General features: G+C 68.9%; 18 protein-coding genes. 8 read left to right on the plus strand and 10 right to left on the minus strand.

The window, feature by feature from the left end:
• Positions 1-60: 60 nt before the first annotated feature.
• Positions 61-789 carry an alpha/beta fold hydrolase gene (locus CWT12_RS05475; RefSeq protein WP_161924005.1) on the plus strand — a complete coding sequence of 243 codons (729 nt, stop codon included), beginning with the start codon at positions 61-63 and terminating at the stop codon, positions 787-789.
• Here CWT12_RS05475 and CWT12_RS05480 read toward each other — a convergent pair.
• The 3 genes from CWT12_RS05480 to CWT12_RS05490 are packed head-to-tail and all read right to left on the minus strand — an operon-like array spanning position 786 to position 2,235.
• Entirely contained in the window at positions 786-1,520 is a 735-nt protein-coding gene (locus tag CWT12_RS05480; RefSeq protein WP_161924006.1) for an SDR family NAD(P)-dependent oxidoreductase, read from the minus strand. The genes CWT12_RS05475 and CWT12_RS05480 overlap by 4 nt on opposite strands.
• Positions 1,517-1,732, minus strand: coding sequence for a hypothetical protein (locus tag CWT12_RS05485; RefSeq protein WP_161924007.1), 216 nt, complete (start codon positions 1,730-1,732; stop codon positions 1,517-1,519). Before CWT12_RS05485 ends, CWT12_RS05480 begins: the two co-directional genes overlap by 4 nt.
• Positions 1,729-2,235: an HXXEE domain-containing protein gene (locus CWT12_RS05490; protein ID WP_161924008.1), complete on the minus strand. Its 507-nt coding sequence runs from the start codon at positions 2,233-2,235 to the stop codon at positions 1,729-1,731. The genes CWT12_RS05485 and CWT12_RS05490 overlap by 4 nt, the downstream gene beginning before the upstream one ends.
• Positions 2,236-2,298: 63 nt before the next feature.
• Between CWT12_RS05490 and CWT12_RS05495 the strand changes: the two genes are divergently transcribed.
• From CWT12_RS05495 to CWT12_RS05510, 5 genes are all read left to right on the plus strand, one after another.
• A complete protein-coding gene (locus CWT12_RS05495; RefSeq protein WP_161924009.1) occupies positions 2,299-2,994 on the plus strand; it encodes a TetR/AcrR family transcriptional regulator in 696 nt (231 codons plus the stop codon).
• Positions 2,995-3,056: 62 nt separating this feature from the next.
• Positions 3,057-6,680, plus strand: coding sequence for a helicase-related protein (locus tag CWT12_RS05500; RefSeq protein ID WP_161924010.1), 3,624 nt, complete (start codon positions 3,057-3,059; stop codon positions 6,678-6,680).
• Between the two features lie 54 nt (positions 6,681-6,734).
• Complete coding sequence (locus CWT12_RS13410) at positions 6,735-7,148, plus strand: DUF1156 domain-containing protein (RefSeq protein WP_202616282.1); 414 nt, start codon at positions 6,735-6,737, stop codon at positions 7,146-7,148.
• Positions 7,149-7,200: 52 nt separating this feature from the next.
• A complete protein-coding gene (locus CWT12_RS05505; protein ID WP_202616283.1) occupies positions 7,201-9,510 on the plus strand; it encodes a DUF1156 domain-containing protein in 2,310 nt (769 codons plus the stop codon).
• 1 nt (position 9,511) lies between these two features.
• Positions 9,512-12,931 (plus strand): DUF499 domain-containing protein, encoded by a 3,420-nt coding sequence (locus CWT12_RS05510; RefSeq protein ID WP_161924011.1) that lies wholly within the window; start codon positions 9,512-9,514, stop codon positions 12,929-12,931.
• A gap of 92 nt (positions 12,932-13,023) precedes the next feature.
• Here the strand turns inward: CWT12_RS05510 and CWT12_RS05515 are convergent, their stop codons facing one another.
• Positions 13,024-13,824, minus strand: coding sequence for a transposase family protein (locus CWT12_RS05515; protein ID WP_161923687.1), 801 nt, complete (start codon positions 13,822-13,824; stop codon positions 13,024-13,026).
• A 526-nt stretch (positions 13,825-14,350) separates the two neighbouring features.
• Between CWT12_RS05515 and bsh the strand changes: the two genes are divergently transcribed.
• Entirely contained in the window at positions 14,351-15,352 is a 1,002-nt protein-coding gene (bsh, locus tag CWT12_RS05520; RefSeq protein ID WP_161924012.1) for a choloylglycine hydrolase, read from the plus strand.
• 62 nt (positions 15,353-15,414) lie between these two features.
• The gene (locus CWT12_RS05525; RefSeq protein ID WP_237564331.1) at positions 15,415-16,284 is read left to right on the plus strand and encodes a Cof-type HAD-IIB family hydrolase; all 870 of its coding nucleotides are present in this window, start codon (positions 15,415-15,417) and stop codon (positions 16,282-16,284) included.
• A gap of 134 nt (positions 16,285-16,418) precedes the next feature.
• Here the strand turns inward: CWT12_RS05525 and CWT12_RS05530 are convergent, their stop codons facing one another.
• The 6 genes from CWT12_RS05530 to zwf all read right to left on the minus strand — a co-directional run bounded on the left by CWT12_RS05530 (position 16,419) and on the right by zwf (position 22,380).
• On the minus strand, positions 16,419-16,892 hold the full coding sequence (locus tag CWT12_RS05530) for an RNA-binding S4 domain-containing protein (protein ID WP_161924013.1): 474 nt from the start codon (positions 16,890-16,892) through the stop codon (positions 16,419-16,421).
• Positions 16,893-16,964: 72 nt separating this feature from the next.
• Complete coding sequence (locus CWT12_RS05535) at positions 16,965-18,008, minus strand: HNH endonuclease family protein (protein ID WP_161924014.1); 1,044 nt, start codon at positions 18,006-18,008, stop codon at positions 16,965-16,967.
• 24 nt (positions 18,009-18,032) lie between these two features.
• Positions 18,033-18,956, minus strand: coding sequence for an aldo/keto reductase (locus CWT12_RS05540; protein WP_161924015.1), 924 nt, complete (start codon positions 18,954-18,956; stop codon positions 18,033-18,035).
• 129 nt (positions 18,957-19,085) lie between these two features.
• Positions 19,086-19,871: a 6-phosphogluconolactonase gene (pgl, locus tag CWT12_RS05545; RefSeq protein ID WP_161924016.1), complete on the minus strand. Its 786-nt coding sequence runs from the start codon at positions 19,869-19,871 to the stop codon at positions 19,086-19,088.
• Positions 19,871-20,863, minus strand: a complete 993-nt coding sequence (locus CWT12_RS05550) for a glucose-6-phosphate dehydrogenase assembly protein OpcA (protein ID WP_161924017.1) — start codon at positions 20,861-20,863, stop codon at positions 19,871-19,873. Before CWT12_RS05550 ends, pgl begins: the two co-directional genes overlap by 1 nt.
• Positions 20,860-22,380, minus strand: coding sequence for a glucose-6-phosphate dehydrogenase (zwf, locus tag CWT12_RS05555; protein ID WP_337247922.1), 1,521 nt, complete (start codon positions 22,378-22,380; stop codon positions 20,860-20,862). The genes CWT12_RS05550 and zwf overlap by 4 nt, the downstream gene beginning before the upstream one ends.
• Positions 22,381-22,498 lie beyond the last annotated feature (118 nt).

Consider the following 22,498-nt stretch of genomic DNA (forward strand, 5'->3'; position numbering starts at 1 on the left):
GCGGGGCGCTTTCCGAGCGGTCATACGGTCCGGGTACGGGACGGACGCGGGCCGGGGGTGATGCTCCTGAACGGTTGTGGGCTGTCCGCCGCCGGGTGGGACGAGGTGGTCGCCTGTTTGCCCGGTCGTCGGGTGATCACCGTGGACCGTCCCGGACACCACGGCACCCGGCATGCGGGGCCGCCGTCACTGGCCGGGGAGGCCAGGTTCTTGGTGGAGCTGCTGGACGCGGAGCCGGGGCAGGTGGTGGTAGTGGCGCACTCCATGGCTGCCTTCCAGGCGGAGGCGATCGCCCGGCTACGACCCGGGCGGGTGGCCGGGGTACTGCTGGTGGACCCGTCGGCGACGCCGCATGCCCGCTCGTCGGCCGCGGCCGACGCGCTGGACCGGATTGCGACACGCTGCCTGCGTCTGGCGGCGGTGCGCGTGGTCGCCGGGCGGATGCTGCGGGCGGGTATGAGGTCGCAGACGATCAGGCCGGAGGCGATTGACTCGGCCGGATGGCGACCCCTGTGGGGCAGTGAGCGGGCACTGGCGGCTGCGGCGGCGGAATGGCTGGCGTTCCGTGGGCAGGCGGCGCAACTGCTGGCGCTGCGCAGACGGCAGGCGATACCCGCGCCGGTGCCGGCAGTCGTCCTGGAGGCGCCGCCATTCAGCGGCGCGGCGGCGGTGACGAGCCTGCTCACGGCATTCCGCGCTTCGCGCATACGACGCGTGCCCGGCTCCCGGCACCTGATGATGCTGGATGAGCCGCGTGTAATCGTGGAGGAGATCGAGCGCCTGTCCTAGTCCAGGGGCGTGCCTGTGGCCCGTCCCAGGGCGGCCAGTAGCTGGTCCTGGAACTCGCTGTCATTCACGCGCCGGTCGGGCTGCTGGGTGCGCAGGTGGTGCCAGTAGGCGCTGGTGTGGGTGCGTGGGTCCTCGCCCAGCGCGAGCCAGGCCTGGGTGTGGTGCCCGGCGTCCAGGTCGTCCGGGGCGCCGGTGCCGCCCATGCGGGTGGGCACCCAGCCCGGGTCGACGGCGTTCGCCCACGTGCCCGGGTGGAGGCGGCCCACTGCGGCCGCCAGCGCCGTCACCAGCAGCTTGGAGTCCGAGTACGACGCCGTCGGCCGCGTACCCGTCCAGTCCATGCCCGCAAGTCGTGTGGTATTGAGCCGCGCTCCGCGGTGCATGCTGGAGGAGAGGTACACGTGCCGCCGCGCGGGCACAAGCGCCGTCATCAGATACGGGGCCACCACATTTACGGATAGCACCAGGCGCTCGTCCATGGTGCCGGCGTTGTGGATGACGGCGTCCACACCACCCAGGGCGGCCACCTGCTCGGCCACCTCCCGCACCTGCGCCCGGTCAGCCAGGTCCCCGACGACGCCGGGGACCTGTTCTCCCAGGGCGCGGCCGACGGCGTCGAGCTGCTCGGAACGGCGTACATGCGCCACCACCTGCGCCCCGTGCTTGCGCAGGTCGCTCAGGGCTCCCAGCCCCAGTCCGGTGCTCGTTCCGGTAACCAGTACACGTGTCACTGTGATTGTCTCCGTTCTCCTCGGTCGACTCGGGGCTTCACGGTAACGTTACCGTCGCGCCGCACCTGCTCCGCAAGCGGGACCCAGCGCGGTGCCCGTCGCAGCAGCCAGGCGGAGGAGGCGCGGTAGGTTGCCAGTTCCTCGCCGTCGTTAAGCAGATAGCAGACGGCCAGTCCCAACGTGGCCGCGTCCACCGCGCTCGGCCGCCTCATGCCGCCAGCCTCCGCCAGCGCCGGGCGGCCAGATAGCCCGCGCCGTGCAGCACGACGCCCACGACGGGGAACGCGGGGAGCGTCCACCGGGCGGCCTTCGGCTCCACGCCGTCGGCCCGCAGCGCGGCCTTGGCGAAGCGCCAGAACGGCAGCACCACGGGCAGCGCCGTTGCGCACCCCGGTGTGTAACCGCGTGCGAGCGCCGCCGAGCCCAGGTGCATGAAGGCGTGCATGCCGTAGCCGTAGAGCATTGCCTGATAGAAGGCCGAACGTCCCCGGGTGCGGAAGCCGTCCACGGAGGCGGCCGCCATCAGTGCCCCCATCAGGCTCAGTGCCACCTGCACCTGGTCGCGGGAGAGTCCGCGCAGGCGCACCTCCTCGGGCAGGAACGGCAGCGAGCGCATGAAGGGATGGGCGCGGCCGGGCATGGTCGCGTACTCCTCCAGGTCATGGGCGAGCCAGGAGAAGAACAGTGCTGAGGTCGCCAGGTTCACCTTGTCCATGAGTCCTTCCAACATTGCGCAACTGACAGTTGCGCAACCTACGGTAGCGGAATTGGATGCCCGATGGAAGAATCACGTGTGATCCGGCGACAGGATGAGGAGGAGGCCGTGGCGGACAGACCAGACGGCACGGATGAGACGGGCCTGCGGGCCGGCACCGCCCGGCGTACAGACGCGGGCCGCGGCGGACGGCCACGTGACACCGCGCTGGACGAACGCATCCTGCAAGAGACCTTCACCCTGTTGGCCGAGGTGGGCCTGCACGGCCTGCGCATCGACCAGGTGGCCACACGCGCCGGTGTCCCCAAATCCACGATCTACCGGCGCTGGCGATCCCTGCCCGAGTTGGCCGTCGACGCCGTCGATGCCGCCCTGGGACCCCGCGAGTTCCCGGCGGGGGACGACCCGCTGGAGGACTTCTCGCGCCTCATCGTCCACACCTGGCGACTACTCATGCGCCCGCCCCTGACGACGGCGCTGCCCGGCCTGGGTGTGGAACTCGCCGGGCATCCCCGGGCAGCGGCCGCCTACCGGGAGCGCGTGATCGCACCCCTGCGAGACGGGGCGATCGACGCCGTCGCCCGCGCCGCGGATGCCGGGCTGTGGAACGGACCGGACCCGGTTACCAGCGTGGACATGCTGGTCGGCACCTTCCTCTACCGGCTGACCTACCTCGGCGAAGTCCCGGACCTGGAGGAGGTTTTCCGCGTGGCGGAGCTGGTCGCCGGGCGGGAGCTGCCCAGGCCCGATGCGGCTTGAGCCTACGTGTCGGAGGCGGGACGTATGCTGGCCCGCCACCGTCGAACACGAAAGGACCTGCCGTGGAGCGGACAGTCAAGAATGCAGCGCAGGAGCCGACCAGGCCGACGGTCACCCTGGCTGACTTGCGCCCCGGCCAGCGGCTGCGCGGGCTGTTGCCCGGCCGTACGGTGAGGCTGGTGGCCGTGGACCCGATCGACACCGGGATGTCCGAGCTGTTCTACCATGACGACGCGGGTAGTAGCGGTGCCCGCATGGTCACCGAGGCCGACGTGGCCGTATTCGAGCTAGTTGGTGATGCGGATACGGCCCCGCCCTTCGATGCCGATCCGGATGAGTTCCGCCTGGCCGCGGAGGCGCTGCGCATTAAGTACGCCGCCCTGTATGACCCGATGGCGGCCGTCAACGGTTCCGACGTGGACCCGCTGCCCCACCAGATTCGGGCCGTGTACGAGGAGATGCTGCCGCGTGTGCCCCTGCGCTTCCTGCTCGCCGATGATCCCGGAGCGGGCAAGACCATCATGGCGGGCCTGTACCTGAAGGAACTTATCCTGCGTTCCGACTGCGAGAGGGCGATCGTCGTCGCACCCGGGGGACTGGTGGAGCAGTGGCACGACGAACTCTCCAGCAAATTCGATCTTCAATTCAAGGTCTTCACTCGCCAGATGTGTGATGACGCCCAGGGGCGCAACGTCTTCGCCGAGCACCCCTACCTGATCGTGCGCATGGACCAGATCTCCCGTGACGACGACCTCATGGAGCAGATCGGTGAGGTGGGCTGGGACGTTGCGGTGGTAGACGAGGCCCACCGCATGAGCGCCCACTACTCCAACTGGTCGGGCGACGTGACCGAGACCCGTCGCTTTCGCCTGGGACGGGTGCTCTCGGAAAGGGCGCACAACCTGCTGCTGATGACGGCCACCCCGCACGCCGGCAAGGAGGAGGACTTCCAGCTGTTCATGTCGCTGCTGGACCGTGACCGCTTCGAGGGGCAGTTCCGCAGCGGCGTGCACCGCACCGACACCCACGGACTCATGCGCCGCATGGTCAAGGAGGACCTACTCACCTTCGACGGCAAGCCACTGTTCCCGGAGCGGCACGCCTACACCGTCACCTACCGGCTCAGCCCCGCCGAGCAGGACCTGTACGAGCAGGTGACCGAATACGTACGCACCGAGATGGGACGGGCCGAGCGGCTGATACAGGCCGGCCAGGGGCGGCGAGGAAACAACGTCGGCTTCGCGCTCACGGTACTGCAGCGGCGCCTGGCCTCCAGCCCCGAGGCGATTGCGCGTTCCCTTGAGCGGCGCCGCGACCGCCTGGAGCGCCGCCTGTTGGAGGTGCAGCGCGGGCGGTACTCCGCTGCTACTGGCGACGGCGCGCCGCCCGCCTGGGAGGCCGCTGACCGGGAACTACCGTTCGACCTCGATTTGCCGGTCGGTTTCGATCTGGAGTCCTTCGATGAACTCGACGAGGAGGTTCCCTGGCTTGAGCGCGCCCGCTTCGAGGCGCAGGTGGACGAGGTCGCAGACCTGGCGACGGCAGCCCAAACGGTCAGCGAGCTGCGCGCCGAGATCACCATCCTGGAGGACCTCATCGCGGTGGCCAGGCGAGTGCGCGAGTCCGACGAGGATCGCAAGTGGGCGCAGCTGCGCACCATTCTCGACGAGCAGCTGCTCGCCAACCGCGCTGGACCGCCACGCAAGCTGATCATCTTCACCGAGCACCGGGACACCCTCAGCTACCTTGAGCGCCGGATCGCCGCCCAGCTCGGACGGGCCGACGCCGTCGTCACCATCCACGGCGGCACCAGCCGGGAGGACCGCAAGGCCGCCCGCGAGGAGTTCACGCACAATCCTGACGCCGTGGTGCTGCTGGCCACCGATGCGGCGGGGGAGGGCCTCAACCTGCAGCGCGCGCATCTCATGGTCAACTATGACCTGCCATGGAACCCGAACCGGATCGAGCAGCGCTTCGGTCGGATCCACCGCATCGGTCAGCGGGAGGTCTGCCACCTGTGGAACATGGTGGCCTCCGGCACCCGCGAGGGCGAGGTGTTCACCCGGCTGCTGGAGAAGATCGGCCAGATGTCGCGTGCCTACAACGGCAACCTGTTCAATGTGCTCGGCGACTCCGGCGCCTTCGAGGAGCGGTCCCTGCGCGAGCTGCTCATCGAGGCCATCCGCTACGGGGACCGGCCGGAGGTCAAGGCGGAACTGGACCGGGTGATCGACACCGGTGTATCCGCCGGGCTCGGTGAGGTACTGCAGGAGCGTGCCCTGCACCCGGATATGTTCTCCGCCCTAGACCTGGAGGGGGTGCGCCGCCGTATGGAGCGGGCGCGTGAGCGCCGCCTCCAGCCCGGCTACATCGCCGCGTTCTTCATTCCCGCCTTCCGACGCCTGGGAGGGCGCATGAGCCGCCGGGAGTCCGGCCGGTACGAGATCGGCCGCGTACCCCCGCGCCTGCTGGATCTTGCCCGCCGCGCCAACCGGCTGGAGCCGCTACCGGGCGCCTACGAGCGTGTCACCTTCGAGCTGGAACGCCTGCACCCCGAGGGCCTGCCTCCGGCTGCCCTGCTCGCTCCCGGGCATCCACTGCTCAGCGCCGTGATCGAGGCGACCATCGCCGACCTGGAGCCGTCCCTGCGACGCGGTGCGGTCTTCATCGACCGGCGCGATAAGCAGGCAGACGCCGCGGCGCTGCTGCACACGGTGGAGCAGCGCATTACCGGTGCAGACGGACGTACCGTCTCGCACCACTTCGACTACCCCGCACTCGGGGAGGACGGCACCTTCACGGTCACACCAACCCCCGCCTACCTCGATTACGACCGGCCCCGCCCCGAGGAGCATGAGGCCATTGCCCACCTGCTTGACGCCGACTGGCTGCGCCACTCGCATGAGCGGGATGTGCGCGCCTGGGCGTACCGGGAGGGCCTTTTGCCACGCCTGGAGGAGATCAAGGCCCGGATAGGCGCGGAGACCGACCGTACCCGCGCCCAGGTGCGCCAGCGCCTCCTGGTCGAGATCAACTACTGGGACAACCAGTACAACCAGTTGGAGGCCCAAGAACGGCAGGGCAATTTCGGACGGTTGCGGGCGCAGACCGCCCTGGAGCGTGTCGAGAGCCTGGAGGCGCGCCTGGAGCGCCGCATGCGCGAACTCGACGACGCCACTGAGTTGGTGCCCGCCCCGGCGGTTATACGAGGTATGGCGCTGGTGGTTCCGAGCCGGGTGCTGACCGGCCTGCTGGCTCATGCGGAAGCGGTTGCGGAGGCGCAGGCCCGCTTCGCGCGCCACACCCAGGAGGTTGAGCGTCGGGCCGTGGACGCCGTGCTGGCCGCCGAGCGGGCTCTGGGACGCACACCGGAGGAGATGCCGCACAACAACCCCGGCTATGACATCCGCACCACCGATCCCACCGGCGCCGTGTACTACCTGGAGGTCAAGGGGCGCGTAGCGGGGGCCGACACCTTCACCATCACCGTGAACGAGGTCGCCTTCGCCCGCACGCAGGCAGATCGTCACCGCCTGGCTTTGGTGGCGGTAGATCCGCGGGGGCCGGCATACGATCGGGTACGTTACGTCTTGGGCGCCTTCTCCCACCTGGAGCCCTCGGCCACCACCCATTCCTATAATGAGGGCTGGAACGATCACTGGAGCCGGGGAGGTCCGCCCCGCTGAAGCGCGTGCACCTCGTTCCCGCTATTCCACGATATCTAGCAAGAAAGCCATGAAGTGACCGTTCCTCAGCTCGCCAAGAAGCTCATCGAGACCTCCCTGCCCCTGGAGGCCATTAACGAGGCCTCGGTGCGTGAGAAGTCGATCCGCCACGGGCATCCCTCCACCCTGCACCTGTACTGGTCACGCAAGCCGCTGGCCACGGCGCGGGCAGTACTCTTCGCCCAGCTGGTGGACGATCCCGCCTCCCACCCGGAGCAGTTCCCCACCCTAGCCGAGCAGGACGCCGAGCGCACCCGCCTGCACGAGCTTATGCGCCGACTGGTGGTGTGGGAGAACAGCAACGATGAGACGCTGCTGCGCCAGGCCCGGGCCGAGATTCGCAAGAGCAACAATGGTGAGCTTCCCGCTGTGGTCGACCCATTCGCGGGGGGGGTCTATTCCTTTAGAGGCTCAGCGTCTCGGCCTTGAAGCGCATGCGAGCGATCTTAATCCGCTCTCCGTAGTCATAAACAAGGCGCTGGTGGAGATCCCGCCGCGCTTTTCCGGCCGGGAGCCGGCACACCCGGGCGGGGCCGAGCAGAACTTCTACCAGCGGGCCGAGGGCCTGGCCGAGGACGTCCGCCACTACGGGCAGTGGCTGCGCGACGAGGCACAAAGCCGCATAGGCCATCTCTACCCCAAGGCGACCGGACCCGACGGCAACGAATACACCGTGATCGCCTGGAAGTGGGCGCGCACGGTACGCAGCCCCAACCCCGCCAACCCCATCGAAACGCCACTGGTCAACTCCTGGTGGCTGAGCAAGAAGAAGGGCCACGAGGCCTGGGTCAAGGCCACCGTCCGCGACGGGCAAGTCCACTACGAGGTCATACATAACGCCAATGGGCCGCGCGGAAAAGATGATGGCACGATAAACCGCCGCGGCGCGGTCTGCGTAGCCGACGGAACTCCGATCGACTTCGACTACATTCGCTCCGAGTCGCGAGCAGGGCGAATGGGTGCTCAACTCATAGCCGTCGTTGCGGAGGGACCTTCGGGGCGCCTATACGCTTCCCCGACGGTTTTGCAGGTAGACGCGGCGCACATTGACCACCCTGTTGGTCTACCCGATGCGGCGTTACCCGCGCAGGCCCTTGGCTTTCGCGTTCAAGCGTACGGTTTCGAACAATGGACTGACCTGTTCACGAACCGGCAGTTGGTGGCACTGACCACACTGAGTGACCTGGTGGGGGAGGCGCGCGAGCGCGTGCTCGCCGACGCCATCGCGGCAGGAATGCCTCCGGGGGAGCGACTCAGGGACGGCGGCACCGGCGCGCAGGCCTACGCTGACGCAGTGGCCACCTACCTGGCGCTGGGCGTCAGTCGCACGGCGGATTACTGCAATGCGCTGTGCACCTGGCACACGACCGGAGAAAAGATCACGCACCTGTTCACCCGTCAGGCGATTCCGATGACTTGGGATTACACGGAGACGAACATCTTCTCACGTTCCTCAGGTAACTTTCTCGGCCAGCTCACGTGGGTGGCGAAGGCCCTCATCCACGCTCCAGCATCCGCCGTCGGCGAGGCAAAGCAGATCAGCGCCACGGGACGCGCCTACAACGGCATGGTCGTCTCCACCGATCCGCCCTACTACGACAATATCGGCTACTCCGACCTGTCCGACTTCTTCTACGTCTGGCTGCGCCGCTGCCTGCACGACATCCACCCCGAGGTGGTCGGTACCATGCTCACCCCCAAGGCCGAGGAGCTGGTGGCCAACCCCTACCGGCACGACGGCAAGGAGGGCGCCGCCAAGTTCTTCGTCGAGGGCTTCAACGCGGTCTTCGCCCGCATCCGCCAGGGCGCCAACCCGGCCGTACCCATGACCGTCTACTACGCCTACAAGCAGCAGGACGCCGCCGCGGGTGGCACCACCTCCACCGGCTGGCACACGCTGCTGGCGGGCCTCATCGATGCGGGCTGGGAGATCACCGCCACCTGGCCCATGCGCAGTGAGATGGACAATCGGATGCTGTCACAGGGCACCAATGCCCTGGCCTCCTCCATTGTGCTGGCCTGCCGACCCCGCCCCGCGGACGCCCCGGCCACCACCCGCCGCGCCCTGACGGCCCAGCTCAAGACGGAACTGCCGGGCGCCCTGCGCACCCTCATGCAGGGCGCCGTCGCCCCGGTGGACCTGGCCCAGGCCGCCATCGGCCCCGGTATCTCCGTGTTCTCCCGCTACACCCGCGTGCGCGAGGCCGACGGCACGAATATGACCGTCGGCGACGCCCTCACCCTCATCAACGCCACCCTCGACGAGGTACTCGGCGAGCAGGAGGCGGATACCGACCCGGACACGCGCTTCGCCACCCGCTGGTACCGCCAGTACGGGTGGGAGCAGGGCAGCGCCGGCCTGGCCGACCAGCTGGCCCGCAGCTGCGATACCTCCCTGGGTGCCCTTGAACGCGGTGGCATCTTCCAGGCGCGCGGAGGCAAAGCCCGCCTGCTGACGCCCTCAGAGCTGGACGGGCAGTGGAACCCCGAGGCCGACGACCGCATCAGCATCTGGGAGGCCACCGTGCGCCTGGCCGCAGTCATGAACCAGGAAGGCGTGGAACGGACCGCCCAGCTGCTCGCGCAGGCGCAGCGGCGCATCAGCCCGGACTCCATCAAGGAACTCGGCTTCCTCCTCTTCCACGAGGCCGAGAAACAGCATCACACCGAGGACGCCCTCCTGTTCAACGGCCTGGTAACCGCCTGGGCAGACATCACCGGCAAGGCCCGCCGCCTCGCCAGCGCCCCCGCCGCTATACAGGACGGCTTCAACATGAACGGAGAGGACTGACATGGCACTCAGCAACCGGGAATACGTCGGCCGCGCCTTCGAACTGCTCGCCGAGGGCCTCATCGACACGGTCGATCCGGTCATGGCCCAGGTCTTCGGCACCGCCGACTGGCCCACCGCCTGGGCGGCCCGTGACGCAGCCAAACACGGGCGGCCCGCCCGCACCATCTCCAAGGACGACCCGATGGTGCTGCTGCGCGCCATCAACGAGCACGGCTACGAGTTCAGGAATGCGCTCTCCCGCGCCCAGCAGAGCTTCGCCTCCGAACTGCGCGAGACCCGCAACCAGTGGGCGCACGGCGAGAAGTTCAGCTCCGAGGACACCCTGCGAGCACTGGACACCACCGAGCGGCTGCTGCAGGCCGTGGACGCCGTCGACTCCGCCGCCGACGTCCACAAGATGCACGCCACCCTGCAGCGCACCGTGTACGAGGCCCAGACCCGCCAGCAGGTCAAGCGCGTCACCAAGACCACGGTGAGCGGCAACGGCCTGCGGCCCTGGCGCGAGGTCATCCGCCCCCACCCGGACGTAGCCAGCGGCAAGTTCACCGCCTCCGAGTTCGCCGCCGACCTGCACCAGGTGGCCACCGGGCAGGCCGTCGGCAGCGAGTACGCGGACCCGGTGGAGTTCTTCTCCCGCACCTACCTCACCGAGGGCCTGCGCGACCTGCTGACCCGGGCGGTGCGCCGGCTCGGCGGCGACGCCGGCGCCAGCCCCGTCATCAACCTGCAGACGAACTTCGGCGGCGGCAAGACCCACTCCATGCTCGCCCTCTACCACCTGTTCGGCGATACCAGCGCCCAGAAGCTCCCACAGGACCTGCAGGACCTGCTGGCGGACGCGGGCAACCCCGATCCGGCCGGGCTCAAGGTTCACCGCGTCGCCCTGGTGGGCACCTACCTGCAGGCGGGCTCCCCGCAGGTAAAGGACGACGGCACGCAGGTGCGCACCCTGTGGGGCGAGCTCGCCTGGCAGCTCGGTGGCCGCGAGGCCTACGACATCATCGCCGACGCCGACCGCACCGGCACCAACCCCGGCGACTCCCTGGCGACACTCCTGCGCCGCTACACGCCCGCGCTGATACTCATCGACGAGTGGGTGGCCTACGCCCGCCAGTTGCTCACCGACAAAGAGCTCCCGGCGGGCGCCTTCGACACCCAGTTCACCTTCGCCCAGTCACTGACCGAGGTGGTGCGCTCCATACCGGGCACCATGCTGGTGGTCTCCATCCCGGCGTCGGACTCCGGCCCGGACGGGCGCGGCAGCGACATTGAGATCGGTGGCGAGAACGGGCACCTCGCCCTGCAACGGCTGCAGAACGTGATCCGTCGGGTGGCCGACCAGTGGCGCCCCTCCAGCCGGGACGAGTCCTTCGAGATCGTGCGGCGCCGCCTGTTCCAGGAGCCCGACGCCGAGGGCCACCAGGCCATCCGGACCACGGCCCGTGCGTTCGTGAACGTCTACCGCAGTGCGCCCGCCCTGTTTCCTCGGGAGGCGTCCGGACCAGACGACGACTACGACAAGCGCATCCGCGCCTCTTACCCGCTGCACCCCGAACTACTGGACCGTCTGTATGAGGACTGGTCCACCCTGGAGCGCTTCCAGCGCACCCGCGGCGTGCTCAAACTCGTCTCCTCCGTGGTTCATGAACTGTGGGCCTCGCAGGACGCCTCGCCGCTGATCCTGCCCGGCAACGTGCCCCTGAGTGCGACCACCGTCAACACCGACCTCACCCAGTATCTGGAGGATCGTTGGAAGCCGGTGATCGACTCGGACATTGACGGCCCGGCCTCCACCGCCCAGGCGATCGACAATGAGCGCACGAGCCTGGGCTCGCGCTTCATCACTCGGCGCGTCGCCCGCACCGTGTTCCTCGGGGCGGCACCGCGGACCGGCTCGGCCCACAAGGGGATCGACAAGCCGTACGTGTGGCTCGGTACCGCCGTGCCCGGAGACGTGCTGGGCAATTTCGGCAGCGCTGTGGAGGCGCTGGCCCAGCGCTCCACCTACTTCTACCAGGATCAGGGGCACTACTGGTTCGACACCAGCCCGTCCTTGACCAAGACCGCCAACGACTACGCCGAGCGGCTGCGCGAGGACGGGGAACTAGTATGGAACGAGATCGTCCGGCGCCTGGAGGGCCAGGACCGTGCCCGCGGCGTCTTCGACCGGGTGCACCTGGCACCCGCCTCCAGCGCGGAGATCCCCGACTTGGAGGAGGCCCGGCTCGTCGTCGTTCACCCACGTCACGCCCGCAGCAAGCAGGACGGCCCCGACTCGCCGTCGCACCGCTGGGTGCATGAGGCCATCGAGGCCAGGGGGGCCGCCCAGCGCACGCACCGAAACGCCCTGGTGTTCTTGCTGGCCGACGCCGGTGAGCTCGCCTCCCTGGAGGCCGCCACCCGTAGCTACCTGGGCTGGAGGCAGGTGCAGGCGAACACCGAGTCACTGAACCTGTCGGCCCAGCAGAACCAGCAGGTCAGCGAGGAGCTGACGCGGCTGAATCAGACCGTTGAGGACCGTCTGCGCGGAACCTACCAGTGGGCGCTCTACCCCTACCAGCCCGTCGCCACCGCCCCCTTCGAAGTCGAGGTCACCAGGATTCCCGATTCCGGCAGTGGCTCGCTGGCCGAGCGCGTCGGCGTGAAGCTCCGCCGGGAGGAGCAGCTCGTCACCGAACTCGGTGCGTCCTTCCTCGGAGTCATGCTCCACAGCGAACTAAAGGAAGTGTGGGAGCGGGAGGGCGAACTGAGCGTGGGGGAACTGTGGGGCTACCTGACCCGCTACCCGTACCTGCCGCGGCTGGTCCGCCGCAGCGTGCTGGACGACTGCATCCGCCGCTGTGTTGACGCCGTCCTCGTCGGGGACGAGCGCTTTGCCGTCGCCTCCGGCAAGGACACGGAGAACGGAAGGTATCGGGGGCTGATCATCCCGCCGCAGGCCGATGCCCGCATCGAGGTCACCGACTCCACGCTGCTGGTTGATGCGGCCAAGGCGCAGCTACAGCTCGACGCCGACCGGGCCGCAGTTGCGTCGTCGGCAACAACTAGGCCGGATTCGAAGCCGACCTCTACCGAATCGGGGCAGAGTCGAGCCGACCGCGGCGACACGTCTGACTCGCGCCACCGCATAGGCGGCGGGAAGGCCGACGGCTCGTCCGGCACCGGTGAGCCGGACACGGAGACGAGGCCGACCCGGTTCTTCGGATACGTCACCGTCGATCCGCAGCGGTACGGACGTGACATCGGAACGGTCATCCGCGAGGTGATCGACCGCCTCGCCGGGACTGGTGCGCAACTGAAGATCACCATCGATATTGACGCCACCAAGCCCGGTGGATTCCATGAGTCCGACGTACGAACCATCAGCGAGAACGCCCGGACCCTGAAGTTCGACTCCCAGGGTTTCGAGGCTGAGTGAGGCGACGACGAGAACGACGCGGGCGGCAACCTAGGTAGCCCGACCAGTCAGTCGGCGGCGATCATCGCGGCCGACTGACTGAGCCTTTCTCATCAGGGGAGGTTGTTGTTCAGGTTGAGTATGACTAGGGCGGTGGCGGTGATGTTGGTGATGGTGGCTGGGTCGAGGGTGACTCGTTTGAGGGCTTTGAAGCCCTTTAGGAGGGCGTTGGCTCGCTCGGCGGGGGCTCGCAGGCTGGCTTGGACCTGGTTGTAGGAGCGCGCCCCGGTGTCGGGCTTGGAGCCCTTGATGGGCGTCTTGATACCGATGCCTGCGCCTACGTAGCCCTTGTCCGCCAGCGTCGCCATGCCCTGGGCGGCTACCGGGTACAGGGCCGGCAGCACATGGGCTCTGGCGGCCTCGATGTCATGGGTGGAGCCCGGTTCCACCTGGGATGTCCACACGGGGTAGCCCGTGTGGTCGGTAAGCACCTGCACGTTCCCACCGAAGGCCTTGTGCTTGCCCGAGTACCACAGGTGGTATCCGGTATCGGGGTCACGCTCGGCGACCCGGTCGGTGCGGATGAGGGTGCCGTCCAGGCACACGAACGGCTCACCCTTGTCCTTCAGGGTGCGTAGCACGTCGGGCAGGTCCGGCGCCTTTGACGATACGACGTCCAGGGCCTCATGCAGGTACCGGTAGGCGGTAGCGGGTGAGACTCCTGCGTCGCGGGCCACGGTGGTCACGGCCGGGGCCTCGATCAGCCAGCGCAGCAGCATGACAGCCTGGGCCCAGCTGGTAGCGGCCCGCTGCCAGGGACGCGCATCGTGGTGGCGGCGGTGGGCGGTGATCCAACGGGACACGGTGCGGGCAGTAGTCACGGGGACGTCGAGAGTGGCACGATAGGACAGCACGCGGAGCCCCTTTCCGGGCTTGCTTTCTTGGTCGAAACACATGCTGCCGGAAGGCTCCGCGTGCACCCACCAACGACACACCCACCTTCCCGCACCATCCCAACGATCCCAACCCGCACCCCCTCAACCCTGATGAGAAACGCTCACTGGTTCGCGCACGGATCGCCGAATTGGAGGCCGAACTCAGGTCGAGCCGCAGTGAATACAGTAGCGTCGGCCGGTGTAGGCCGAATCGTTCAACACCGCATCAATCTGCTCGTGGGCCATGCTCCGTGCTCATGCGTGTTCCCGGCGTATCTGGTAAGCAGCGATCTGACAGCAGCGCAAGGCGTAGCTGTTTAACTGTAACTGTACCCCGGAAAACCGCAGCCCAACTTCATTATTTTCCCAGACAAGGTGCCTGCCGTATCGAGTTGGCGACATCTCGCACATATGCTTGAGTGGCGTACTACATTTCCTTCCAGGCGCCCGGCCGACGCCGTTCAGTCAATACTTCGTCAACGCTCGCACACGGAAAGAGGCTGCTATGTGTACGGCGATCAGGTTCACGGACAGCGAAGGCAATATGTACTTCGGGCGCAATCTGGACTGGAGCACGTCCTTCGGCGAGCGCATCGTCGTCGTGCCGTCGGGATTCATGATCCGCTCGGCCTTCGGTGATGGCGCTCCGGCCGCGCACGCGGTAATCGGTATGGGCATCGTCCTTGAGGACTACCCGCTGTACTTCGACTGCGGCAACGACTCCGGCCTGGCCGTCGCCGGGCTGAACTTCCCCGGCTACGCCTGCTACCAGGACGGACCGGTGGTCGGCAAGACCAATGTGGCCGCCTACGAGTTCCCGCTGTGGATCGCCGCGAACTTCACCAGCGTCGACGAGGCGGAGGCGGCGCTGACAAATACCGCGCTCGTGGCCAAGCCGGTCGGTGATGGCCTCGGCGTCTCCCTGCTGCACTGGATAATCGGGGACGGCACGCGCAGCATCGTGGTGGAATACATGAAGGACGGCATGCACATTCACCGCAACCCGGTCGACACCCTGGCCAACCAGCCCGCTTTCGACTGGCACTTGGAAAACCTGCGCACCTTCATCACAGCCGACGGTTCCCTGCCCGACGCCGCCCACTGGCGCGACGCCGAGCTCGTGCCCTTCGGGTCCGGCGCCGGCATGCGCGGCATTCCCGGCGACTATTACTCGCCGTCGAGGTTCGCCAAGGCGGCATTCCTGAACGCACATTACCCGGTCAAGGACAATGAGGCGGAAAATGTTTCCCGACTGTTCCACACCCTGGGTAACGTCTCCATGGTGGACGGGGCCGCGCTCATGGCCGACGGCGCCTACGAGCGCACGCTGTACACCGGCTGCTTCTCCGCGCGCACAGGCACCTACTACTACTCGACTTACGACGACCCGGCGCTGCGGAGCGTGAGCCTGCCCGACTTCACCGACGCGGCGGCAGTCGGCCTTCTGGAGCCCGTGCCCGCACCGTGGCACCCCGGTCTGGCGCGTGAGCCCGCCGAGCATGCCTAGGCGCCCGGTTCGTCTGCCCTCGCAAGTTCAACAAAGTCCGTCGGTCTGTAACAATCGGCACCGTGAAGCCAACTAACGCACCCGGCTACGCCGCCGGACCGTCCCCGCTGCCGCCCGCCCCCGTCGACTTGAGACTGGTCGTCTCTGATATGGACGGCACCCTGCTCGACGGCGACGGCCTGCTACCGGCGGTATTCGCCGATACGGTGGCACGGCTGCGCGCACAGGGAGTCCTGTTCACCCCCGCCTCCGGGCGCCAGCTCGCCAACCTGCGCACAGTGCTGGGCGAGCCGATCGCGCACTCGCCGATCATCGCCGAGAACGGCACCCTGGTGGTCCAGGACGACGAGGTCATCCACTGCGAGACGATATCCGTGAACGACACGGTCGCCGCCATCTCCACTACCCGCGATCTGGGCATCGACGGCTACAACGTAGGCGCCGTCATGGCCGGAGTGGAATGCGCCTACATCGACCGGCAGGACCCGCCCTTCGTGGAGGAGGTCTCCCGCTACTACCGGGAGCTGGAGGTCGTCGACGACCTCCTCGCGGTGCCGCTTAACCGGACGCTGAAGGTGGCCGTCTACGACTTCGGCGACGTCGAGGCCGGCAGCTCGCAGGCACTGAAGGCGGCCGTGCCGGATGTGCAGGCCGTCGTCTCCGGGGTGCACTGGACCGACCTCATGCCGCCTACCGCCTCCAAGGGCCGGGCCCTGGCAGCCCTGCAGACGCGCCTGGGCATCACGCCGGCGCAGACGGCGGTCTTCGGCGACTATCTCAACGACCTGGACATGTACGAACATGCCGAGCTGTCCTTCGCCATGGCCAACGCCCATCCCGGTATTCAGGCCGTCGCGCACTGGACCGCCCCGGCAAATACGGAGGGTGGCGTGCTACGCACCGTCGACGCCCTGCTCGAGCGCCTGGGCTGAGGGCGGCTGCCGGACTGCGGGTGTCGGGCCGCTCGCAGCCGGCGCGTCTCCCAATGCGGCCGCCACCTCGCCGCGGAAGTCCCGCATGGCAGCGGCGCCCAGGGCGGCGCGGGCGGAGCGTGGGCGGGTGGTCTTCATCTGTCCTGATCAAGCAGATGCTCAATGTCGACTGCGGAGTTCCGTGTGGCGCGCAGCGCCTCCAGCTGGCGGCGCTCCTTCTTGGTAGGCCGACCGGCGCCGCGGTCCCGCACAATCGCAGCCGGGGCGTCCAGGGGCGTGGGCCGCGGGGGAGAGAAGTCGGTGTAGGCGGTGCGGGCGACCGGAGCGCCCACCCGCTTGACCAGGATGCGCTGCACGCGCAGCAGCCGGTCGAATCCCTGCACCCGGTAGCGGATCTCGTCGCCCACCTTCACGTGCTGGGAGGGCTTAGCGGTCTCGCCGTTGATGCGCACGTGGCCGGCGCGGCATGCCGCGGTCGCGGCGGAGCGGGACTTGACCTGCCGCACGCTCCACAGCCACACATCAACGCGCGCCGACGCCGGAGCGTTGGCGTCTGGAGCGCTCCGGTCCTCGCTTCCTGCCGCTCGGCCCGCTTGCGTATTCGCCACGTGACTGATCCTAGATGATCAGTTCAAGTGGCGAACCCCGGTGCCACTTATACCGACCTCGGCACGTAACGTCTACCGACCTCGGTGAGAATGGGGGCGGTGCCGGCGCGGACGGCGGTCACCCACGACGTGCAGGGCGGCCCGGCCGCGGGCCACCAGCCCGAGCCCGATCAGCAGTGAGCCAGCGGCGCACACCAGCGCGTAGACGCGGTCGGACAGCACCGTTTGCCCCACCCGGGCACCAACACCGCGAACGCGCTCGGGCACCGAGACGACGCCGTCTCCGCCGGCCGCGCAGTCCGTGAGGGTCTGGCGCAGCGCCTGCGCATCGGCGTCGGGCAGGCCGAGCCCGTAAACGGCGGCCACGCTTACGAAGCGCTGGGCGTACTCGCAGCGATACGTGGTATCCGGCGGCCACCAGCCGGGCTCGGTGGCGGTGCTCCAGGTGCCGGTCTCGGTGGAGCCCGCCGGGCAGGTAGCCGGCCCGCAGTTGGACTTGTCCTGATTTGCGGCACCGTCCACCGCCAGCAGGTTCAGCGGGTCGTTGGCAACCAGCAGGCGCTTGCGCTCGTCCCACTGCCAGGCCCCGTGCGCGTACAGGTAGTTCAGTGGAATCACGTGGTCGATCTGCACCGCATCGGAAGTGTCCTGGCCGCGCTGAAAGGCAATCACGGAACCGGTGTAGGGGTCGCGCAGGGTGCCGGACCAGACAGTCGCATCCGGGCAGACCGCGGCGCCCTGTCCGCGTCCGGCATCGCGGCCCTGGACGCCTTCTTGGCGGGAGAAGTCCACGTCGTCCAGGTCCCGGGCCAGGATCTCATTGCGGGTGTCGCAGCCGTCCCCGTCGACGTCGGTCCAGGCGCGGCCGAACCAGCCGGTGCGCGAGCCGCCCTCACCCCAGGAGACAGTGGCGGGTGCGTCCTCCGGCAGCTCCTCCAGGGCCGCCAGTGCAGAGGCCGCGGAGAGCACCAACATATCCCGCTCGTCCCAGAGCACCTCGGCCGTGCCGGCCGGGCCGGGCGCATCGGCCGTATCCGCGGCCGACGCCGCCCCGCACGGTGCCAGGGCGAGGGCGGCGGCCAGTGCTCCAGCAGCCAGGCGGGACGGCGTCAACATGCGTGTTCGCGCCCGGGTGGCGGCTCAGGGAACGATGTACCCGGCCGAGCGGAAGACCTCGTACCACTGCTCGCGTGTCAGCTCCAGCTCGGAGCCGGCGGCCGCGGCCTGGACCCGGTCCGGCCGGGTGGTGCCCAGCACCACCTGAATACGGGCAGGGTGGCGGGTGATCCAGGCGGTGGCAATCGCCTCCGGGGCCACGCCGTACTCGGCGGCCAGGCGGTCCACGACGTCGTTGAGCTCGGCGTAGCGCTCCCGGTTGCCCAGGAACGGGCCGGAGCCGTCACCGGACTGGAAGGGGGACCAGGCCTGAACGGTGGTGCTGGTAAGGCGGCAGTAGTCGAGGATGCCGTCGGTGCGCACCACCGACTGGTCGTGGCGCATGTTCAGGGCCACACCCTCGGCAATCATGTCCGCGTGCGTCAGGGACAGCTGCAGCTGGTTGACGAGCAGCGGCTGGTCCACCGTGGCGCGCAGCAGCTCCAGCTGGCCGCGCGTGTGGTTGGAGACGCCGAAGTGCCGCACCTTCCCGGAGGCGGCGAGCGAGTCGAAGGCGGCGGCGACCTCCTCGGGCTCGACCAGCGCATCGGGACGGTGCAGCAGCAGCACGTCCAGGTAGTCGGTGTGCAGCGCCTTGAGGGAGGCGTCAACGGACTGGAGGATGTGCTCGGTGGAGAAGTCGAACCAGCCCCAGCGGATACCACACTTGGTCTGCAGCACCACCTGCTCGCGCTCGGCGGCCGACCAGTTCAGGGCCGAGCCGAAGCGCTCCTCGCAGGCGTGGTCGCGGCCGTAGATATCGGCGTGGTCGAACATGGTGATACCGGCGTCGCGGGCCGTTCCCACCAGGGTGCGGATCTCGGCGTCGCTGAGATCCTTGATGCGCATCAGGCCGAGGATGATATTGGAGGCGGTCAGGTCGGACGAGCCAATTGGTTGAATTCTCATACAAACACGGTACTTGACGACTGTGCCGGTGACCAGGGGAGGACCATCCCTGTCCCCAGCCGGACGCTGGGATACGCCGCGGACCTGGCCTGTGGTTGCCGGTGGGCGTCCATGCGCACGATCCGCGGATCAGGCGGGGACACCGGCGGCGGCCGCGTGATCCAGGTGCCAGACCGTGCCCTCGCCGCGGGCGCAGGAGGCCGGGGCGGCGACGACGTCGGGGCGGGCCAGGCCCTTGGTGACTGCCTCCACTTTGCCTGCTCCTCCGGCAACCACCATTACCTGGCGCGCCCGGTGCAGTACGTCGAAGGTGAAGGACACGCGCTCGGGCGGCGGCTTGGGGGAGTCGTGCACCGCGATCACGTCCGCGCCGGTGGTGGGGGCTTCCGGGTGCCCCGGGAACAGTGAGCACACGTGCGCATCCGGCCCCAGGCCCACGTGGACGACGTCGAAGCGCCCGCTGGCAGGGCCGTGCTCCCGCAGTGCCTCGGCCAGCGCCTCTGCCGCCGCGTCGACGCAGTCCACCTGCTCGGGGCCAGGCAGCCGGTGCACATTCGCCTCCGGGATTCCGGCGGCCACCAGCCCCGTCACCTGCAGGTCGTTGCGGTCCGCGTGGCCGGCCGGCACGAAGCGCTCGTCGCCCTCCCACAGGTGCAGGCGATCCAGGCCGTGCGCGGGTGTGAGGCCGGCGGCTGCCAGCGCAGCGGGCAGCGCGGCGGCGAGCGCCTCACCGCCCGACCCGCCGGTCAGGACCAGGTGGCCGACGCCCCGTTCGGCTACGGCGTCGGAAAGCAGCTGCGCGGTCTGCGCGGCGGCGGCAGCAGCCGCCTTAGCCATGGAGTCGTGGACGACGACGGACGGGCGGGGGCGGGCGTCCGCGGCCGCATTGACGGCGGCGGCATCGATGGTGGTCATCAGCGGCTTCCTTCGTGCGTGGTGGTGATTGCGGCGTGGTCCTCGGCGAAGGTCGCCAGGACCTCCTCGTATACCAGGTCGGGGCTCAGGCGGCGCAGCTCCTCGCTCATGGTGGCCACCGGCTCGCGGCGGGCCATGGTCACGACCTGTGGGCGCTGGGCACCGGGGCGCGTGATCACCACGCGCTCGTAGTCCTTGCGGGTGATCACCAGCTCGCCGGAGTCCGTGCGTACCGTGATGGTGGCGATGCCGGGGATCTCCGGGGCATCGACCCGCTCCACCTCGACCCCCAGGCGCACCCGCAGCCAGCGGATCATCAAGGACACCGAGGCGTTGCGCGGCTCCCCGGCGACGACCACGCCCCGGACCGACCCGGCGCACAGCACCGAGTCCAGGGTCGAGGCGACCATGCCGCGCCACAGGGTGATACGTGTCCAGGCCAGGTCAATGTCGCCGCGCGTGTACTCCGGGGCCAGGGCTGCGAGCGCCGCAGACGGGTCCGGCTGGGAGGGGGTATTGGTAATGCGGGTGGTGGCCAGCGCCCCGAGCGGGCTCGTGGCCGGGCGCACAGGCAGCGTATCCGGCCACCAGGTCACCACGGGGACGTCGGGCAGGAGGAAGGGCACCACCAGGGTGTCGGCGTGGCGTGCCGCCTCACCCTCCGGATACAGCACCAGCGTCTCGCCGGCGCCGGCGTCGTGCCCGAGCCGGATCTCGGCGTCCAGATGGCCGACCGCGCCGCCGGGACCGCGCCCATTGTGGCGCCGGGCCTCATCGGCGTCGTCACGGCCACCGGACTGCGGGGAGACGACCGCGACCACGCGGCAGGGATGGTCCAGGCTGGCCCCGTGGGCGGCCACCAGGGCCTCCTCCAGACCGTCGCGGTCGGTGGCGATCACCAGTGTCAGGACGCGTGAGCCGCTGCTTACGCCCTCGGACAGGAGCGTGGAGACGATCTCGTCGGTTGTGGTCTCGGTGAGGTTGATGATCATGAGCGCCTCCAAGCGCGGCCGTCGCGGGCGAGCAGGTCATGGGCCGAGGGCGGCCCCCAGGAGCCGGGACGGTAGCCCTCCGGCTCCCCACTCCCGGCCCAGTGCTGGATCACCGGGTCCAGGATCCGCCAGGACAGGTCCACCTCGCGCTGCTGCGGGAACAGCGGGGCGTCGCCGAGCAGCGCATCCAGAATGAGTCGCTCGTAGGCCTCGGGTGACTCCTCGTTGAAGGAGGCGCCGTAGCCGAAGTTCATGGTTACGTCGCGCAGCTCCATCTGGGTGCCGGGAACCTTCGAGGCCATGCGCATGGTGATGCCCTCGTCGGGCTGGATGCGCAGCACGATCGTGTTGGCGCCCAGCCCGGCCGTGGCCGCGTCGGTGAAGGGCAGGAAGGGAGGCCGCTTGAAAACCACCGCCACCTCCGTCACCCGGCGGGCCAGGCGCTTTCCGGTGCGCAGGTAGAAGGGCACGCCCGCCCAGCGCCGGTTGGCGATCTCCAGCCGCACCGCGGCGAAGGTCTCGGTGCGGGAGTCGTCGGTGACGCCGTCCTCCTCCAGGTACCCGCGCACGGGTACGCCGCCCTGGAAGCCGGCTTCATAGCGTCCGCGAGCGGTGGTTGCGTCCAGGTCGAGGACGCCGGCCCGCTCCAGCCTCACGGCGGCCAGCACCTTCTCCTTCTCGGAGCGGATGGCGGGTGCGCGCATGCTGATGGGCTCCTCCATGGCGGTCAGGGCCAGCAGCTGCAGCAGGTGGTTCTGGATGACGTCGCGTGCCGAGCCGATCGTGTCGTAGTAGCCGGCGCGGGTACCGATGCCGATGTCCTCCGCCATGGTGATCTGTACGTGGTCCACGTACCGCTGGTTCCACAGCGGCTCGAACATGGTGTTGGCGAAGCGCAGTGCCAGGATGTTCTGCACCGTCTCCTTGCCCAGGTAGTGGTCGACGCGGAAGACGTCGTCGGGGCGCACGATCCGGGACACGACGGCGTCCAGCTCCTGTGCGCTGGCGCGGTTGTGACCGAAGGGCTTCTCGATGATGACTCGCCGCCAGGAGCCCGGCACCTCGTCCACCAGCCCGGAGGCGGCCACGCGCTCGGTGACCGCGGAGAACCAGGCCGGGGGAACCGAGAGGTAGAAGGCGCGGTTGCCGCCGGTGCCCCGGGTCGCGTCCAGGTCGGCAACGGTGCGGGTGAGACGGTCGTAGGCTGCGGCGTCATCGAAGGAGGCCAGCTCGACGAAGCGCATGCCTGCCGCCAGCTGATCCCAGATCGCCTGCCGCCAGGGGGTGCGGGCGCCGGCTCGGACCGCGTCGGCGACGTAGGCGCGCATGTCGTCGGCGGACCAGCTGCGCCGTCCCAGTCCCACCAGCGAGAAGCTGGGGGACAGCAGGCCGCGGTTGGCCAGGTCGTAGATGGCCGGCAGTAGCTTGCGGCGGGCCAGATCGCCGGTAATGCCGAACATGACCAGCACGCACGGGTCGGCGATGCGCGGCAGGCGCAGGTCGCGTGGATCCAGCAGCGGGTTGTCCTGCGGTCCGGCCGCGCCGGCCGCCAGGGGCGAACTCGCCCCGAGCGGGTTGAGGGTCGGGTTGTCGGAGGCATCCACGGTTGTATGAGGACCTTCCTGTCGTCCGTCG

Source organism: Actinomyces sp. 432 (assembly GCF_009930875.1).
In the GTDB taxonomy this organism is placed as follows: domain Bacteria; phylum Actinomycetota; class Actinomycetes; order Actinomycetales; family Actinomycetaceae; genus Actinomyces.

Coding starts and splice junctions, on each gene's coding strand:
- CWT12_RS05475 (WP_161924005.1), top strand. CDS start 61: ATGCTCCTGAACGGTTGTGGGCTGTCCGCCGCCGGGTGGGACGAGGTG.
- CWT12_RS05485 (WP_161924007.1), bottom strand. CDS start 1,732: ATGAGGCGGCCGAGCGCGGTGGACGCGGCCACGTTGGGACTGGCCGTC.
- CWT12_RS05490 (WP_161924008.1), bottom strand. CDS start 2,235: ATGGACAAGGTGAACCTGGCGACCTCAGCACTGTTCTTCTCCTGGCTC.
- CWT12_RS05495 (WP_161924009.1), top strand. CDS start 2,299: ATGGAAGAATCACGTGTGATCCGGCGACAGGATGAGGAGGAGGCCGTG.
- CWT12_RS05510 (WP_161924011.1), top strand. CDS start 9,512: ATGGCACTCAGCAACCGGGAATACGTCGGCCGCGCCTTCGAACTGCTC.
- bsh (WP_161924012.1), top strand. CDS start 14,351: ATGTGTACGGCGATCAGGTTCACGGACAGCGAAGGCAATATGTACTTC.
- CWT12_RS05535 (WP_161924014.1), bottom strand. CDS start 18,008: ATGTTGACGCCGTCCCGCCTGGCTGCTGGAGCACTGGCCGCCGCCCTC.
- CWT12_RS05540 (WP_161924015.1), bottom strand. CDS start 18,956: ATGAGAATTCAACCAATTGGCTCGTCCGACCTGACCGCCTCCAATATC.
- pgl (WP_161924016.1), bottom strand. CDS start 19,871: ATGACCACCATCGATGCCGCCGCCGTCAATGCGGCCGCGGACGCCCGC.
- CWT12_RS05550 (WP_161924017.1), bottom strand. CDS start 20,863: ATGATCATCAACCTCACCGAGACCACAACCGACGAGATCGTCTCCACG.